At 74.3% G+C, this 14,431-nt stretch carries 15 protein-coding genes; 6 read left to right on the plus strand and 9 right to left on the minus strand.

Annotation, left to right across the window (positions count from 1 at the left end; all coding sequences use genetic code 11):
- Positions 1-20 precede the first annotated feature (20 nt).
- Complete coding sequence (gene lon / locus ABUL08_RS10795; RefSeq protein ID WP_350937037.1) at positions 21-2,351, minus strand: endopeptidase La; 2,331 nt, start codon at positions 2,349-2,351, stop codon at positions 21-23.
- A gap of 234 nt (positions 2,352-2,585) precedes the next feature.
- Between lon and ABUL08_RS10800 the strand changes: the two genes are divergently transcribed.
- Positions 2,586-2,933 (plus strand): histone-like nucleoid-structuring protein Lsr2, encoded by a 348-nt coding sequence (locus ABUL08_RS10800; protein ID WP_350937039.1) that lies wholly within the window; start codon positions 2,586-2,588, stop codon positions 2,931-2,933.
- Between the two features lie 213 nt (positions 2,934-3,146).
- Here the strand turns inward: ABUL08_RS10800 and ABUL08_RS10805 are convergent, their stop codons facing one another.
- Together ABUL08_RS10805 and ABUL08_RS10810 are read right to left on the minus strand one after the other, a co-directional pair.
- A complete protein-coding gene (locus ABUL08_RS10805) occupies positions 3,147-4,424 on the minus strand; it encodes a hypothetical protein (RefSeq protein ID WP_350937041.1) in 1,278 nt (425 codons plus the stop codon).
- A 337-nt stretch (positions 4,425-4,761) separates the two neighbouring features.
- Positions 4,762-5,628, minus strand: coding sequence for a DUF2726 domain-containing protein (locus ABUL08_RS10810; protein ID WP_350937043.1), 867 nt, complete (start codon positions 5,626-5,628; stop codon positions 4,762-4,764).
- Between the two features lie 158 nt (positions 5,629-5,786).
- On the opposite strand from ABUL08_RS10810, the gene ABUL08_RS10815 reads away from it, so the two are divergent.
- Positions 5,787-6,881 (plus strand): DICT sensory domain-containing protein, encoded by a 1,095-nt coding sequence (locus ABUL08_RS10815; RefSeq protein ID WP_350937044.1) that lies wholly within the window; start codon positions 5,787-5,789, stop codon positions 6,879-6,881.
- Here the strand turns inward: ABUL08_RS10815 and ABUL08_RS10820 are convergent, their stop codons facing one another.
- On the minus strand, positions 6,882-7,745 hold the full coding sequence (locus ABUL08_RS10820) for a phytanoyl-CoA dioxygenase family protein (RefSeq protein ID WP_350937046.1): 864 nt from the start codon (positions 7,743-7,745) through the stop codon (positions 6,882-6,884).
- Between the two features lie 79 nt (positions 7,746-7,824).
- Entirely contained in the window at positions 7,825-8,484 is a 660-nt protein-coding gene (locus ABUL08_RS10825; RefSeq protein WP_377522126.1) for a nitroreductase family protein, read from the minus strand.
- Between the two features lie 96 nt (positions 8,485-8,580).
- On the opposite strand from ABUL08_RS10825, the gene ABUL08_RS10830 reads away from it, so the two are divergent.
- Together ABUL08_RS10830 and ABUL08_RS10835 are read left to right on the plus strand one after the other, a co-directional pair.
- On the plus strand, positions 8,581-9,297 hold the full coding sequence (locus ABUL08_RS10830; RefSeq protein ID WP_350937049.1) for a helical backbone metal receptor: 717 nt from the start codon (positions 8,581-8,583) through the stop codon (positions 9,295-9,297).
- A gap of 103 nt (positions 9,298-9,400) precedes the next feature.
- Positions 9,401-9,877 (plus strand): universal stress protein, encoded by a 477-nt coding sequence (locus ABUL08_RS10835; protein WP_350937051.1) that lies wholly within the window; start codon positions 9,401-9,403, stop codon positions 9,875-9,877.
- 203 nt (positions 9,878-10,080) lie between these two features.
- On the opposite strand, the gene ABUL08_RS10840 is transcribed toward ABUL08_RS10835, so the two are convergent.
- A complete protein-coding gene (locus tag ABUL08_RS10840) occupies positions 10,081-10,779 on the minus strand; it encodes a CBS domain-containing protein (protein ID WP_350937053.1) in 699 nt (232 codons plus the stop codon).
- 218 nt (positions 10,780-10,997) lie between these two features.
- Here ABUL08_RS10840 and ABUL08_RS10845 point away from each other — a divergent pair, with 218 nt between their 5' ends.
- Positions 10,998-11,573, plus strand: a complete 576-nt coding sequence (locus tag ABUL08_RS10845; protein ID WP_377522124.1) for a hypothetical protein — start codon at positions 10,998-11,000, stop codon at positions 11,571-11,573.
- Between the two features lie 172 nt (positions 11,574-11,745).
- Positions 11,746-12,114: an FKBP-type peptidyl-prolyl cis-trans isomerase gene (locus ABUL08_RS10850; RefSeq protein ID WP_242799405.1), complete on the plus strand. Its 369-nt coding sequence runs from the start codon at positions 11,746-11,748 to the stop codon at positions 12,112-12,114.
- A 57-nt stretch (positions 12,115-12,171) separates the two neighbouring features.
- On the opposite strand, the gene ABUL08_RS10855 is transcribed toward ABUL08_RS10850, so the two are convergent.
- The 3 genes from ABUL08_RS10855 to ABUL08_RS10865 form a co-directional block, all read right to left on the minus strand.
- A complete protein-coding gene (locus ABUL08_RS10855) occupies positions 12,172-12,528 on the minus strand; it encodes an STAS domain-containing protein (protein ID WP_350937055.1) in 357 nt (118 codons plus the stop codon).
- 101 nt (positions 12,529-12,629) lie between these two features.
- Entirely contained in the window at positions 12,630-13,286 is a 657-nt protein-coding gene (locus ABUL08_RS10860; protein ID WP_350937058.1) for a response regulator transcription factor, read from the minus strand.
- Positions 13,283-14,398, minus strand: a complete 1,116-nt coding sequence (locus ABUL08_RS10865; protein WP_350937060.1) for a sensor histidine kinase — start codon at positions 14,396-14,398, stop codon at positions 13,283-13,285. Before ABUL08_RS10865 ends, ABUL08_RS10860 begins: the two co-directional genes overlap by 4 nt.
- Between the last annotated feature and the right edge of the window lie 33 nt (positions 14,399-14,431).

A 14,431-nucleotide genomic window follows, 5' to 3' on the forward strand; every position in this document is an offset into this window, starting at 1 on the left:
TTCAGCGGCCCTTCCTCGCCTCAGGCGGCGGTGAGGGTCGGGCCGGTGAGGGTGTCGGCGTCGGCCGGGCGCAGCGCCAGGGCGAGCACGTCGGCGACGTCGGCGAGGGTGTGGATGGTCAGCGCCTCGCGTACCTCGGTGGGCAGGTCGTCCAGGTCCGGCTCGTTGCGGGCCGGGATGATCACCTCGGTGAGGCCGGCCCGGTGCGCGGCGAGCAGCTTCTGCTTCACCCCGCCGATGGGCAGCACCCGACCGGAGAGGGTCACCTCGCCGGTCATCCCGAACTCGGGACGGACCGGTCGGCCGGTCACCAGCGACGCCAGCGCGGTGACCATGGTGATGCCGGCGCTGGGGCCGTCCTTGGGCACCGCGCCCGCCGGGAAGTGCACGTGGATCCGGCGTCCGGCGAGGGCGTTCGGGTCGATGCCGAGGCGCCGCCCGTTCGACCGCAGGTACGACAGCGCGATCTGCGCGGACTCCTTCATCACGTCGCCGAGCTGGCCGGTGAGGGTCAGCCCCGGCTCGCCCTCCATGCTGGTCGCCTCGATGAAGAGCACGTCCCCGCCGGCGCCGGTGACCGCCAGGCCGGTGGCCACGCCGGGCACCGCCGTCCGCTCGGCCGACTCCGGGGTGAACTTCGGCCGACCCAGGTAGCGGGCCAGGGTGTCGGTGTCGACCCGGACCGGTGCCGGGTCGGACGCCAGCGCCACGGCGACCTTGCGCAGGATCTTCGCCAGGGCGCGTTCGAGCTGCCGGACACCGGCCTCCCGGGTGTACTCCCCCGCGATCCGCGCCAGCGCCCCGTCGGTGACGGTGACCTCGTCGGCGGTCAGCCCGGCCCGCTCCCGCTGCCGGGGCAGCAGGTGGTCGCGGGCGATGGCCACCTTCTCGTCCTCGGTGTAGCCGTCCAGGGTGACCAGCTCCATCCGGTCCAGCAGCGGGCCGGGGATGGTCTCCACCACGTTGGCGGTGGCCAGGAAGAGCACGTCGGACAGGTCGAGGTCGACCTCCAGGTAGTGGTCCCGGAAGGTGTGGTTCTGCGCCGGGTCGAGCACCTCGAGCAGGGCGGCGGCCGGGTCACCGGCGTAGCCGACGCCGAGCTTGTCGACCTCGTCGAGGAGCACGACCGGGTTCATCGAGCCGGCCTCGCGCAGGGCGCGGACGATCCGGCCGGGCAGCGCGCCGACGTAGGTGCGCCGGTGGCCCCGGATCTCGGCCTCGTCCCGGACGCCGCCGAGGGAGACCCGGACGAAGGTGCGGCCCAGCGCCCGGGCGACGGACTCGCCGAGGCTGGTCTTGCCGACGCCGGGGGGCCCGGCGAGGGCGAGCACGGCGCCGGAGCCGCGACCGCCGACCACGCCGAGGTTGCGCTCGGCGCGCCGGTTGCGTACCGCCAGGTATTCCAGGATGCGGTCCTTCACGTCGGACAGACCGGCGTGGTCGGCGTCGAGCACCGCGCGGGCCGCGCCGAGGTCGGTGTTGTCCTCGGTACGCGTGCTCCACGGCATCTCCAGCACCGTGTCGAGCCAGGTCCGGATCCAGCCGGCCTCCGGGGAGGCGTCGCTGGCCCGTTCGAGCTTGCCGACCTCGCGCAGGGCGGCCTCGCGGACCTTCTCCGGCAGGTCGGCGCCCTCAACCCGGCTGCGGTAGTCGGCGGAGCCGTCCGGCTCGTCCTCGCCGAGCTCCTTGCGGATGGCGGCGAGCTGCTGACGGAGCAGGAACTCCCGCTGGGACTTCTCCAGTCCCTCGCGGACATCGGTGTTGATCCGCTCGGTGACCTCCTGCTCGGCGAGGTGGTCCTTCACCCAGCCGACGAGGAGTTCCAGCCGGGCGGTGACGTCCGGCGCGGTGAGCAGTTCGGTCTTCTGCGCCAGGCTGAGCCAGGGCGCGTAGCCGGCCGCGTCGGCCAGCTCGGAGAGGTCGGTCATCCGCTCCATGGCGTCGATGACCTGCCAGGCGCCGCGCTGCTGGAGGACCGAGGTCATCAGCGCGCGGTACTCGCGGGCGAGTTCCCGGGCCCGACCGGCCGGGGCGGGCTCGTCGAGTTCGGTCGCCTCGACCCAGAGGGCGGCGCCGGGCCCGGGGACGCCGGAGCCGATCCGGGCCCGGGACAGGCCACGGACCACGGCGGCCGGCTCGCCGTCGGGCAGCCGGCCGACCTTCTCGATGGTGGCGACCGTGCCGACGGAGCCGTACTCGCCGTCGATGCGGGGGACGGCGAGAAGCTGCTTGTCGCCGGTGGCGCGGGCCGCGTCTACCGCGGCCTGCGTGGTCGGGTCGAGGGTCACCGGGATGACCATCCCGGGCAGCAGGACGGCGTCGGTCAGCGGAAGTACCGGAAGAGTTGCCATCGAACACCTGCCATCACGTTGAGTTGAGCGTGTCAGGCTCAAGTTCCGGCGCGCTCCGCTTGTTCCACGGTGTGACCCAGGCAACATCATGGGCCGGAACCGATGCGTGACGACGATTCGCGGGAGGCGATAAAGACGACCCGCCGAATGGCGAACGGCCGGTATTCTTGCGATTCGGTCGCGGCATACGTCAAACTCTTGGTCACACCCCGCCCGACACAGGGAGTAATGGCGATGGCAAGGAAAGTAATCACCGTCCTGACCGACGACCTCGACGGCGGAAAGGCTGATCGGACCGTCGAGTTCAGCCTGGACGGCGTGGCGTACACCATCGACGTCTCCGACGAGAACGCGGGGGTTCTGCGCAAGGCCCTGGATCCGTACATCAGCGCTGGCAGGCGGATCGGCCGTGGGCCGGTCGAGCCGACCCGCGCGACCCGCCGGCCCGGGCGTCCGGCCTCCCCCGGAATGGACCGGGAGCAGAACCGGGCCATCCGCGAATGGGCCACCAAGAACGGGTACGAGATTTCCGAGCGGGGCCGCATCCCGGTCTCCGTGGTGGAGGCGTACAAGAACCGCTGAGACCGTCGACATCACGATCGGACACACCGGGGTCACGCTGAGAAATCGGCGGGGCCCCGGTCCCTATTTCCGTCGTTCACCATTTCCGGCCGCCCCGGGTGGCGTCCGGCGCGACGCCCGTCAGCCGGCCGTCCCACCGGTGGGCCGTACGCGAACGGCCGGAGCCGCCCGGGACGATTCCCCGGGCGGCTCCGGCCGTCGGTCGCTCGTGCGTCAGTTCACCCGGATGCGCACCACGTCGAAGGCGGGGGTCTGGTTCGCCCGCTCCATCATCGGGATGCGGTGCGAGCCGTCACCGGCCCAGACCGCGCACTGCGCGAGCCCGGACTCCGGCAGGCCGGGGATCTGGATGGTCACGTCGTCCGGCTGGGCACCGCCCCGACCGTCCTCGGTGGCCACGAAGAACGCCGGCACGTCCTGCGGGTTCGGGGGCTGCCGCGTGCTGCCCAGCATCCGGCAGGCCGTGTGGAAGTGTCCGCGTACCAGGCCCTGGTCGTTGAGCAGGGAGCTCTCCAGGTAGTAGCCGCCCTGACCGGCGGCGAGGAAGCGGTCCCGGACCAGGTTCCGCGTGGTCACCCGCAGGTTGAACGGCTGGTTGCGCCCCACCTGGTCGGGGAACTGCGTGATCAGCAGCGACGGGTTGTTCGCCGCCGCGCCGACCTCACCGAAAGCGGTGCTCACACAACGGTTGCCGGCCTGGAAACCGTCGTGCGGCTGGAGCTTGCTGTTGCCGCAGTCCTTGGCGAGCACACCCAGCCCGTTGCCGTTGTTCTGACCACCGTTGTTCTGGCCGCCGTTGTTCCCACCGTTGTTGTTGCCGCCGTTCTGGCCGCCGTTCTGGCCGCCGTTGTTGTTGCCGCCGGCATTCTGACCGGCGTCGGCGAGGGCGCACGCGGCGAACTGGTCGAGGCCCTGCGGCTTCTGCGCCACCCGGCCGATCGCGGTGGCGATCCGGTTCAGCGTCGCGGTCCGCTTGTCGGCCAGCGGACGGAGGATCGCGTTGTTGATGAAGTCCTGCCCGTTACGGCTGCCGTCGGCGGCGAGCCGCCGGTTCGCCTCGGCGATCTGACTGTCCAGCAGGGCCAGGTTGCGGTCGACCTCGTTGCGGGCCTGGTCCGGGATCTGCGGCAGCTTGCCCTTGACGTCCGGGCAGGCCACGGTGGGTGCGGCGGCGTTCGCGCCACCCCCGCCCGCCTTGACCGCCTGGCACTCGGCGACGGACATCTGGCCGTCCCCCCAGTGGTTGCGCACCCAGCGGCCGTTCTGCCAGGTCCGGGTGGTGCTGCCCCGGCCGCTCGGCGAGGTCGCGCCGGGGCTGGGCGCCAGGCACGAGGCCGAGGCGGTGCGGGTGTACGTCCGCCGGTCCTGAGCCGACGAGATCTGGGTCACGGCGACGATTCCGCCGAAGACGGCGAGCGTGCCGACAACGGCCAGCAGTCGCTTGCTCCGCGCGTTACCGGATGACCGGCGCGCCCGTGTGGACCTGCGCATCGAATTGCTCTCCTTCTCGATCCGGTAGTTGACTCGTGACCCGGGCGAACCGACGGAATTCTCCGGTGAGGATCACTGCGACGTTCCGGTTGCACGTCGATGGTCGGCGATGCCCTTTCCGCACCGTCGCCCGCGCCTGCGGGCGCGGTAGGGAAGATCTCGTCCATTCCCGCTTAGGTACGGAACCGCGACGACGAAGGTTCAACCCCGGACCGGGGCAATTCGAGAAGGATTCGGCCGACCCGCCGGCCGGCCGTCGCCGGGCCGCTCAGCCGGGCCTGGCCGGGCCGCTCAGCCGGCCGTCCCGGCGCCGCTCAGCGGGCCGTGATCCGGCGGCTTAGTCGGCGCAGAGGTGCGCAAAGCCGAAGCCCTGCGCCAACTCGTCGGCGCGGGCCGCGAGCAGTCGGATGTCGCGGCGGAGCTGATCGCGGTCCACCAGGTCGGGCGCGGCGGCGTCGAGGTCGCGCAGCCGCTCCCCGACCGCCACGGCGGCCAGGTCCTCGGCGAGCCGGGCCGGGTCGACCCCGCAGGAGAAGCCCTGCTCCCGGAGCCGGACCCGCTCCACCAGGCAGCGTCCCGGCCGCACCTCGACCCAGCTCCAGCCCTCGGCCGGGCCGTCCGTCCAGCGCACGTGCAGGCCCCGGACGATCGGGTCGGCGAGCCGCCGCTCCACGTACGCCTCGACGGCGGCGGTGCGGGACAGCGCCCCGAGGTCGTTGACGTGGCCGCTGCGCCCGTCGGGCAGCCGGCCGAGGATGTCCCGGAAGTCCACCGAGTCGTCGCCGTCCGGGCCGCCCCCGGCGGCGTAGTGGCGCGCGTCGATGACGTACTCGACGAGGCGGCGACCGTGGTCGGCGGCCCGCAGCGTCGGCGACTCGACGCGCAGCACCGGCAGACCGACCGCGGCGCAGACGGCGCTGGTCATCCGGTCGGCGCGCTGCTGGGCGGAGCCGGCCACGGTCGGCGGGGCGAACTCGACGGCGAAGGACGGCCGGCCGCTGTCGGCGGCGCAGACCACCTGGTCGAAGCCCTGCCGCAGGGCGGTGCTCCACTGGTTGCCGGTGATGCCCGGCGGACGGCCCTGCACCAGGTCGCCGAGCCGTCGGGCGGCGTGCACGGCCTGGCCACGCCGGTGCAGCAGCGGCGCGCCCCCGGCCGTGATCGGCCGCAGCCAGGAGACGTCCGTGCTGCCGGTGCTCGTCATCTTCGCCAGATCCATCCGTCGGTCGACCGGCCCGAGTCTAGGACGCGGATCTGCGGGGACGGCTCGCCGGTCCGGCCGGACGACGGTTACCGGTGGGACACCGGAACGCCACCCCGGGACCGGTGCGGCCGGGCGACGGGACCTCTAGGCTCGACCGGGTGCACAGCGGACCGACTCCGGAACGGTTGACCAAGCGCAGTCTCGTCGCCGTCTCCCACGCCATCGAACGGGCCGCCCTGGCCACCGCGGAGGACGGCCCACTGGTGGTGATCGCCCTCTTTCAGCGGATGCCCTACTTCACCCGGGAACGCGCCGTCTACGAGCGGATCGCGGCGAGCGGTGCGATGAGCGTGGTGGGGGTGGTCGGCCCGACACCGCCGGAGCTGCCCGCCGGGTCGTACGGGGTCGTCCTGGACGAGTCGGAGGAGCTGGCCCGGGAGTGGAGCGTCATCGCGCTGACCCCACGGTTCGGCGCGACGCTGGTGGCGTACGACCGGGGTGAGGTGGCGCCCGCGGTCACCCTGGAGGCCGGGCGGCTCTTCGACGGCCGGTGGGGCTTCCGGCGCGACGAGGCGCTGCACGAGGTGCTCCGGTTGCGCGGGCAGCTCGCCGACCGGCTCCCCCCGGCCGCGCACGCGACGCTGGACGAGGTGGTCGCCCGGGTCCGGGACCTCCCGTCCACGCCCGGCGAGTCCCGCGCCGAGGCGGCGATCCGGATGATGGCCGACCGCGCCGAGCGGGCGGCCCGCCGTGCCGCGCCCCGACCGGAGCCGGCCGACGGGCTGCTGGACGAGCCGGCGCTGGGCCGCTGGACCGGCGCGGTGACCGCCTCGGGCACCCTGCCGGTGGCCCTGGTCGGCATCCGGGTGGGCGAGCCGGCCGGCGCGCCGGAGCGGTTCGGCCGGCGCAGCGCCGCCCGGGAGAACCAGGCGGTGCTGGGGGCGATCACCGGCGTGCTGCGCCCGGTCGACCGCGCGGTACGCCTGGCCGAGGACGAATTCCTGCTGAACCTGCCGGCGCTGACCGAGCCGGAGGCGCTGGAGGTGGCGGGCCGGGTGCACGCCGCGCTGGCGGGGCTGGCCCAGTCGTACCCGTTCGTCAGCTACCGGGTGCACGCGGCGGTCACGGTGACGACCCGCCGGCCGTTGCCGGTGGCCGAGGTGCGGCACGCGGTGGAGTGGGCGGCGCGGGAGGGCGTCCCGATGGCCACCCTCGCCCCGGAGACCGCCGCCGCCCCGGTCGGCGCGGGCTGATCACTCCGCGCCCATCACCAGCCCCTCGATGGTGTGCTTCTGCGTGATCGGCACGAGGGTGTCGACCACCGGGCAGCGCAGGTGCGCCCGGACCAGCTCCGGCAGGCGCTCCCAGTAGCCCCGGGTCACCGCCATGTCGTGGTGGGCGGCGTTGCCGGCGCCGGGTGCGTCGACGCCGAGGACCAGCACCGGCCGGGCCTGGGTGGAGACGTTCGGGGTGCCCCGGTGGACGGTGAGCGCCGAGCGCGCCGAGATGTCGCCGCGTCGCGGGTACTTCTTCACGGCCCGGGACTGGAAGCGGGGGTAGCGGTCCTTCGGCGGGAACATCTCGTGGTCGAAGTCGCGCCCGTCGTCCCACTGGGTGCCGGGGGCGATCTCGAAGGGGCCCATCTCCTCGACGGTGTCCACGGTGGTCAGGTTGAACGCCAGCGAGGTGAGCCGGCGTTCCCGGCGGGTCTGCTCCGGCATCGGGAAGTCGCGGTGCCACGGCTGCATGGCCGCGCCGGGGAAGGGGATGTCGAAGCCCAGCTCGACGATCTCATAGTCGGGGCCGAGGACCGCGCGGCACACCGACACCACCCAGGGGTGGGTGACCAGGTCGACGAAGCCGCGCAGCTGTTCGGGGTGGATCTCCACGTACCAGCGTTGCGGGCCACGTCCGACCGCGCCGTCGGGCCGGGAGCGGGCCTCGTGGAACGCGACGTCGACGTCCTCGGCGACCCGTCGCACCCAGTCCACGTCGAACGCGCCCCGGCAGGCGGTGATGCCGTCGCGGTAGAGGTCGCCGAGGGCCTCGACCGGGGTCTCGTCCTCCGGGCCGGAGGCGGTGGGGTGGTCGGTGGCCGGAACGGCGGGCGGGGTCATCGGGCCTCCTCGTCAGGCGGACGAGCCGAGTATTACAACGTTGTAGACCCCTCGCAAGGGTCACCGCGTCCCGCGCCGCTCAGCGCCAGACGACCACCTCGGAGAGGGGCTTGCGGCTGATCGCCGGCACCGTCGCCCCCTCGGCCGGGTAGCCGACCGGGATGATCAGGTTGCCGCGCTCCTCGGCCGGCCGGTCCAGCAGCTCGTTGAGGAAGCGCATCGGGCTGGGCGTGTGGGTCAGGGTGGCCAGTCCGGCCCGGTGCAGCGCGGCCAGCAGGAAGCCCACCGAGATGCCGACCGACTCCTTCACGTAGTAGGGGCGCGGCGTGCGGGGGCCCCGGTGCACCTCGAAGACGACGATCACCGCGGGCGCCTCCTCCAGGGAGGGCTTGCTGGCGTCCGTGCCGAGCGGCGCCAACGCGGCCAGCCACTCCTCCGGCGCCCGGCGCTCGTAGAAGACCCGCTCCTCGGCCTCGGCGGCGGCCCGCAGCCGCCGCTTGAGCGTCGGATCGGTGACCACCACGAACCGCCACGGCTGGACGTTCGCGCCGCTGGGCGCGGCCCCGGCCGCCCGCAGTGCCTCCTCCAGCACGCCCGGCGGGACCGGACGGTCACTGAACTCCCGTACGGTCCGCCGCGACGCCAGGCAGTCGGCGAAGTCGCGGACCCGGCTCAGCGCCTCGTCCGGCGGCACGCCGTAGTCGGGTACGGGCAGGGCGGGGGCGGGTTCGGCAGACACCCTGCCCATTCTGGGACCGGCGGGCGGTCCCGGCCACCGGACTTACCCCGGTCGATGCGGCATGATCGGCCGGGACCGGGACGAAGGAGGTACGCCGTGCGGGTGGTGTCGCTGGTGCCGTCGCTGACCGAGGCGGTCGCGCTGACCCGGCCCGAGGTGCTGGTCGGGGCCACCGACTGGTGCACCCATCCCGACGGGCTCGACGTCGACCGGGTGGGCGGCACCAAGTACCCGGACCTGGACCGGGTGCTCGCCCTCCGGCCCGACCTGGTGCTGCTCAACGAGGAGGAGAACCGCCGCGCCGACGCCGACGCGCTGGTCGCGGCCGGGGTGCCGGTCCGGGTCACCTTCCCGCGTACGGTGCCCGGCGCCCTGACCGAGCTGGGCGACCTGGTGACCGCGCTCGGTGTCACCACCGCACCGGACTGGCTGGTGGCCGCCCGTCGCGCCTGGGCGGACCCGCCCCGCCCGGCGACGCCCCGACGGGCGGTGGTGCCGGTGTGGCGCCGCCCCTGGGTGGTGCTCGGCGGGAACACCTTCGCCGGCGACGTGCTGCGCCGGCTCGGCGTGGTCAACGCGTACGCCGACGACGCCGAGCGCTATCCCCGCCCCACCCTGGACGAGGTGCGCGCCCGCGACCCGGAGCTGGTGGTGCTGCCGGACGAGCCGTACCGGTTCACCGCCGACGACGGGCCGGAGTCCTTCCCCGGCGTGCCGTACGCGCTGGTCTCCGGCCGCCACCTGACCTGGTACGGCCCCAGCCTCGCCGAGGCCGCCGCGCTCCTCACCGACCAGCTCGCCGGGGCACGCTGACCCCACCGGACAGGGCTTACGGCCCGGCCGTGGCGGGCCCTTCGCGCCTGCCCTCCCCCGCCGACGTCGGCTGGACTACGGGGAGGAGGAGAGGAGAGCGGCGATGGAGACCAATCGACTGATCGTGGTGGGTGTGGACGGCTCCGACGGTGGCCGGCGGGCGCTGGACTGGGCGGTCGACGAGGCGGTGTCCCGGGGCGGCGCGGTCCAGGTCGTGGTGGCCTGGCGGTGGGACCGGATCGAGGTCGGCCCGATGACCCAGGCGACCGGCCCGGTGGACGAACAGGAGCGCGCCCGGACGCTGCTCGACGACGAGATCCGCGGGGTGCTGCTGCGCAGGGGACCGGGCTGCTCGGTGGCCGGCGAGATCGCCGAGGGCCCGGCGGCGGACGTGCTCACCGCCGCCGCCCGGACCGCCGACCTCCTGGTCCTCGGCAGTCACGGGCACAACCGGCTGCGGCACACCGTGCTCGGCTCGGTCAGCGAGGAGTGCGTTCGCAAGGCGAGCTGCCCGGTGGTGGTGATCCCGGTCCCGGCTCCCACCACCAGTGCCGTGCACGAGCCGGCGCTGCGCGGCTGACGACCCCCGTCGAGGGGCGGCCACCCGGAAAGAACCGGGGACCGCCCCTCGACGGCGTCCGGGACCCTACGACCCCGGATCCGATCCGGACGGGCCTGGCGAGACCGACGGTCAGGGAGACGACGGCCATGTGACACGCGGCGGGACAGGCGGCGGCGGGCCCCGCCGCGCAGCCGCGTGGCGGGGCCCGTCGGGACCGGTGATCAGGCGACCGGGGTGACCCGGCCCGGGTCCACCTCGACCAGGGTGGTGTCGTCCACGTCGTACCCGATGGTGCTGTGCACCTGGACCACGCCGCTGACCTGCGCGGCGAGCTTCCCGGCCAGCTCGACGGCGGTCCGCCGGTCGAGTCGGCCGTCCAGGGTGACCGCGCCGTCGCGGACCTGGACGGTGACCAGGCCGTCCCGGACGGCGAGCACCCGGCGCAGCACCTCCTGCACCACGTCCTCGCGGATCTCGGCGTCGCTGCGCAGGTGCACCCGGAGCAGGTCGCTGCGGGTGACGATGCCGACCAGCCGGCCGAGGTCGTCCAGCACGGGCAGCCGCTTGACGTCCTCACGGTCCATCATCCGGGCCGCCGCCGGCAGCGACGCCTCCGGGTACGTGGTCACCGCCGGGGCGGTCATCAGGTCCCCGGCCAGCAGCGCGTCCGCCTTCTCCCGCGCGGTACGCCGACGCCGCCCCTCGAACACCCGCCGCTCCTCCGGGTGACCGGCGCGTTCGATCTTGTGCAGGAGATCCGCCTCGGACACCACGCCCAGCACCCGGCGGAAGCCGTCGATCACCGGCACGGCGCTGATGCCCCGCCGGATCAGCACGTCGACGATCTGCCGGTACGGGGTCTCCTCCCCCACCGTCGCGACGTCCCTGGTCATCACGTCGCCCACCTGCCACGTCCTCATCACGGCCTCCTCGTCGGGTGTTCCCCCACCGCGACCGTAGGTCCGGGCCGGCGCCGCCGGTCAGAGCCGGTCGGCAGGCCCGGGAAGGCCCTCCGGACCGGGCCGGAAGGGGTCCAAGGTCCCGGCCTCCAGCGGCCCGGTCGGCCCTGTCCGCGACGCCGCCGTGGAGGTGGAATGAATGTGCCACCGGAAAGCGCGGTGCGAGGACAGGAAGGGACGTGGACACCATGACCGCGACAGTCGAGCGGATCACCGCCAACACCAACGCTCCGGCGGCCGGCGTCACCCGCGACGTCGAGACCACCGGCCAGCAGGCCACCCGGTACGTCTTCGCCGGACTCCGGATCGCGCTGGGCTGGACGTTCCTCTGGGCCTTCCTGGACAAGATGTTCGGCCTCGGCCACGAGACCGCCGCGAAGAACGCCTGGATCAACGGGGGCAGCCCCACCAAGGGCTTCCTCACCTTCGGCGCCGCCGGCCCGTTCAAGGGCTTCTACAACGGCATCGCCGGAGCGGCCTGGGCGGACTGGCTGTTCATGATCGGCCTCCTGGCCATCGGCACCGCCCTGATCCTGGGCATCGGCCTCCGGGTCGCCGCGGTCGCCGGCGGGCTGCTGCTGGTCATGATGTGGACGGTCGTGCTGCCCCCCGCGAACAACCCCTTCATGGACGACCACCTGATCTACGCGGGTCTGCTGGCCGCACTGGCCCTGGTCGGCGCCGGCAACACCCTCGGCCTCGGCCGGGTCTGGGCGAAGCTCCCCCTCGTCCAGCGGCTCACCTGGCTCAGGTGATGGATCAGGCACCACCCACCGGGCGGGCGTCACCTCGGGTGACGCCCGCCGCTTCGTACGCCCACCGTCCCCGCCGGCTCGCCCGGTGGGGACTGACGCGGATAGGTCGACCACTATCGGGCAGGATCGACGGGGAACGGATCCATCACCGACCGAGTCAGGAGACCTCCGCATGGACAAGCCCGAGGTAGGCCCGATCGAGGGCGCACCCCCCGCCGACCTCGTCATCGAGGACATCACCGTCGGCGCGGGCCCCGAGGCGCAGCCGGGCCAGCTGGCCAGCGTGCACTACGTCGGGGTGGCCCACTCGACCGGCCGCGAGTTCGACGCGTCGTGGAACCGGGGCGAGAGCTTCGAGTTCCCGCTCGGCGGCGGCCAGGTCATCGCCGGCTGGGACCAGGGCGTGGTCGGCATGAAGGTCGGCGGTCGCCGTCGGCTCACCATCCCGCCGCACCTGGGCTACGGCAGCCGGGGCGCCGGCGGCGTGATCAAGCCGAACGAGACGCTGGTCTTCGTCGTGGACCTGCTCGGCGTCCGCTGACCGGCACGATCCTCGCGGGGCCGTCGGCGCTCGCCGGCGGCCCCGCGCCGGGCCCGGTCAGACCGCCACCAGGACCGGCTTGCCCGCCGAGGCGCTCTGCCGGACCGGCAGCACCCGGTGCAGGCCGGTGGCGCGCAACACCCGCTCCACCACCGGGTCCGGGTCGACCAGGACCAGCTCGCCGCCCCGGGCGCGGACCCGCAGGTGCGCCGCGACCAGCGCCCGCACCCCGGCCGCGGAGAGCACCTGCACGCCGGAGAGATCCAGCCGCAGCGTCGGCCGCGCCGGGGCCGCCCAGAGCGCGGCGCGCAACGACCCGACCGTGGCGATGTCGATCTCACCGAACGCCCGGACGTCCACCACGTGGTCGTCGATGGTGATCTCCACGCGAAACCGGTCACTGCGCTGTCCCATGCCGACGAACCTATCCGTCGGCACCGACAGTTCCGTCCCGCCGGGACACCGGATCCGGGAAGGTCCCGGGTCCGACCCCGACGCGCTCGGGGTTCACCCTCTCAGGCACCGTCGACGACCCGGTTCTCCCAGGCCCACGCGGCGATCTCCACCCGGTTGCGGAGACCGAGCTTGGTCTGGATGCCGGAGAGGTGACTCTTCACCGTGCTGAGCGAGATGAACAGCTCGGCGGCGATCTCCTGGTTGGTGCGGCCCCGGGCGAGGGCCCGGACCACCTCGGTCTCCCGGCGGGACAACGCCTCGACGAGCCGGTGGCCGGGCGGCGTACCGGCGGGGGTCAGGTGGCGCAGCAGCCGCAGGGTGATCGACGGCGACACCAGCGCGTCGCCGTTGTCGGCCGCCCGGACCGCCTCCACCAGCAGGGCCGGGCCGGCGTCCTTGAGGATGAAGCCGACCGCCCCGCCGCGCAGCGCGCCGTAGACGTACTCGTCGAGGTCGAAGGTGGTCACCACGATCACCCGCAGCGGGTCGACCACGCCCGGACCGGCGAGCGCCCGGGTGACCTGGAGGCCGTCCAGCCGGGGCATCCGGATGTCCACCAGGCAGACGTCCGGGCGCAGCCGCCGGGCCTGGGCGACCGCGTCGACGCCGTCGGACGCCTCCGCCACCACCGTGATGTCCGGCTGGTCCTCCAGGATCAGCCGCAGGCCACCCCGCACCATGGCCTGGTCGTCGGCGAGCAGCACCCGGATCGTCACCGGCGCTCCCCGCACGGCACGCTCGCCAGCACCGACCAGCCGCCGTCCGGTCCCGGACCGGCCGACAGCGTGCCACCCAGGGTCTCGACCCGCTCCCGCATCCCGACCAGACCGTAGCCGGCGCGGCGGGGGTGGCGGGCCGGTGCGGGCGGCGCGTCGTCCCGCACCTCGACGGTGACCGTACCGGCCCGCTCGGCGACGACGACGTCGACGGCGGTGGCGTGCGGGGCGTGCCGGGCCACGTTGGTCAGCGCCTCCCGCACGACCCGGTGCACCGTGCCGGACACCTCCGGCGGCCACGACGCGGTCCGCCCGGGCGCGCTGAGCCGTACCGTCACGCCGGGGCGGTGGAAGCGCGCCACCAGCGTCGCGAGTTCTTCGCCGCCGACCGGGACCGGGGCGGCGTCGTCGGTGTCGCGGAGCAGGCCGACCACCCGGCGCATCGCGGTGAGCGCGTCGGAGCCGGCGGCCTCGATGCCGGCCAGGGACTGCCGCACCTGCTCGGGCCGCCGGTCGGCGACCAGCCCGGCGCCCTGCGCCTGCACCACGATGCCGGTGACGTGGTGGGCCACCACGTCGTGCAGCTCCCGGGCCAGCTCCAGCCGCTCGTCCCGGCGGACCCGGTCGGTGGTGGCCCGGCGCCGCGCGTCGAGGGTCCGACGGGCGCCGCCGGCCGTGACGGCGGCCAGCCAGGTCGTGGCGTTCAGCTCGGTCACCGCCGTCAGCCCGGCCGACAGCCCGGCGCCGACGACGACGGCGAGGCCGCCCAGGGCCACCGCGCCGGCCCAGCGCACCGGCAGCCGACCGACCGCCGCGCCCACCAGGACGGCCAGGCCCAGCGCCGCGGCGGGGCCCGGCTCGTGCGGCAGCCCGGCGACCTCGGCGACCGGCACGGCGGCCCCCGCGACCGCCAGGCCGGCCACCGCCGTCCACCCCCGGTGCCGCCGCCGGGCCAGCGCCAGCAGGCAGACCACCGCGCCGACCGCGCCACCGAACCACCAGTACGTCCCACCCCAGCTCGCCGCGATCGCGGCGGACTGCACGGCGAGCGTGCCGGCGAACGCCGCACCGAGCGCCACGTCGGCGGCCAGCCGCCCGTCCGGAGTCCTCATGCCGCCCAGGCTAGGGAATCCCGGCGCGGCGCG

Source organism: Micromonospora sp. CCTCC AA 2012012 (assembly GCF_040499845.1).
Lineage (GTDB): Bacteria > Actinomycetota > Actinomycetes > Mycobacteriales > Micromonosporaceae > Micromonospora > Micromonospora mangrovi.

Excerpts from the sequence above, each read along its gene's own strand:
- ABUL08_RS10810 (WP_350937043.1), bottom strand. The coding sequence starts at position 5,628 with ATGACGAGCACCGGCAGCACGGACGTCTCCTGGCTGCGGCCGATCACG.
- lon (WP_350937037.1), bottom strand. The coding sequence starts at position 2,351 with ATGGCAACTCTTCCGGTACTTCCGCTGACCGACGCCGTCCTGCTGCCC.
- ABUL08_RS10820 (WP_350937046.1), bottom strand. The coding sequence starts at position 7,745 with ATGACCCCGCCCGCCGTTCCGGCCACCGACCACCCCACCGCCTCCGGC.
- ABUL08_RS10805 (WP_350937041.1), bottom strand. The coding sequence starts at position 4,424 with ATGCGCAGGTCCACACGGGCGCGCCGGTCATCCGGTAACGCGCGGAGC.
- ABUL08_RS10835 (WP_350937051.1), top strand. The coding sequence starts at position 9,401 with ATGGAGACCAATCGACTGATCGTGGTGGGTGTGGACGGCTCCGACGGT.
- ABUL08_RS10865 (WP_350937060.1), bottom strand. The coding sequence starts at position 14,398 with ATGAGGACTCCGGACGGGCGGCTGGCCGCCGACGTGGCGCTCGGTGCG.
- ABUL08_RS10850 (WP_242799405.1), top strand. The coding sequence starts at position 11,746 with ATGGACAAGCCCGAGGTAGGCCCGATCGAGGGCGCACCCCCCGCCGAC.
- ABUL08_RS10800 (WP_350937039.1), top strand. The coding sequence starts at position 2,586 with ATGGCAAGGAAAGTAATCACCGTCCTGACCGACGACCTCGACGGCGGA.
- ABUL08_RS10855 (WP_350937055.1), bottom strand. The coding sequence starts at position 12,528 with ATGGGACAGCGCAGTGACCGGTTTCGCGTGGAGATCACCATCGACGAC.
- ABUL08_RS10840 (WP_350937053.1), bottom strand. The coding sequence starts at position 10,779 with ATGAGGACGTGGCAGGTGGGCGACGTGATGACCAGGGACGTCGCGACG.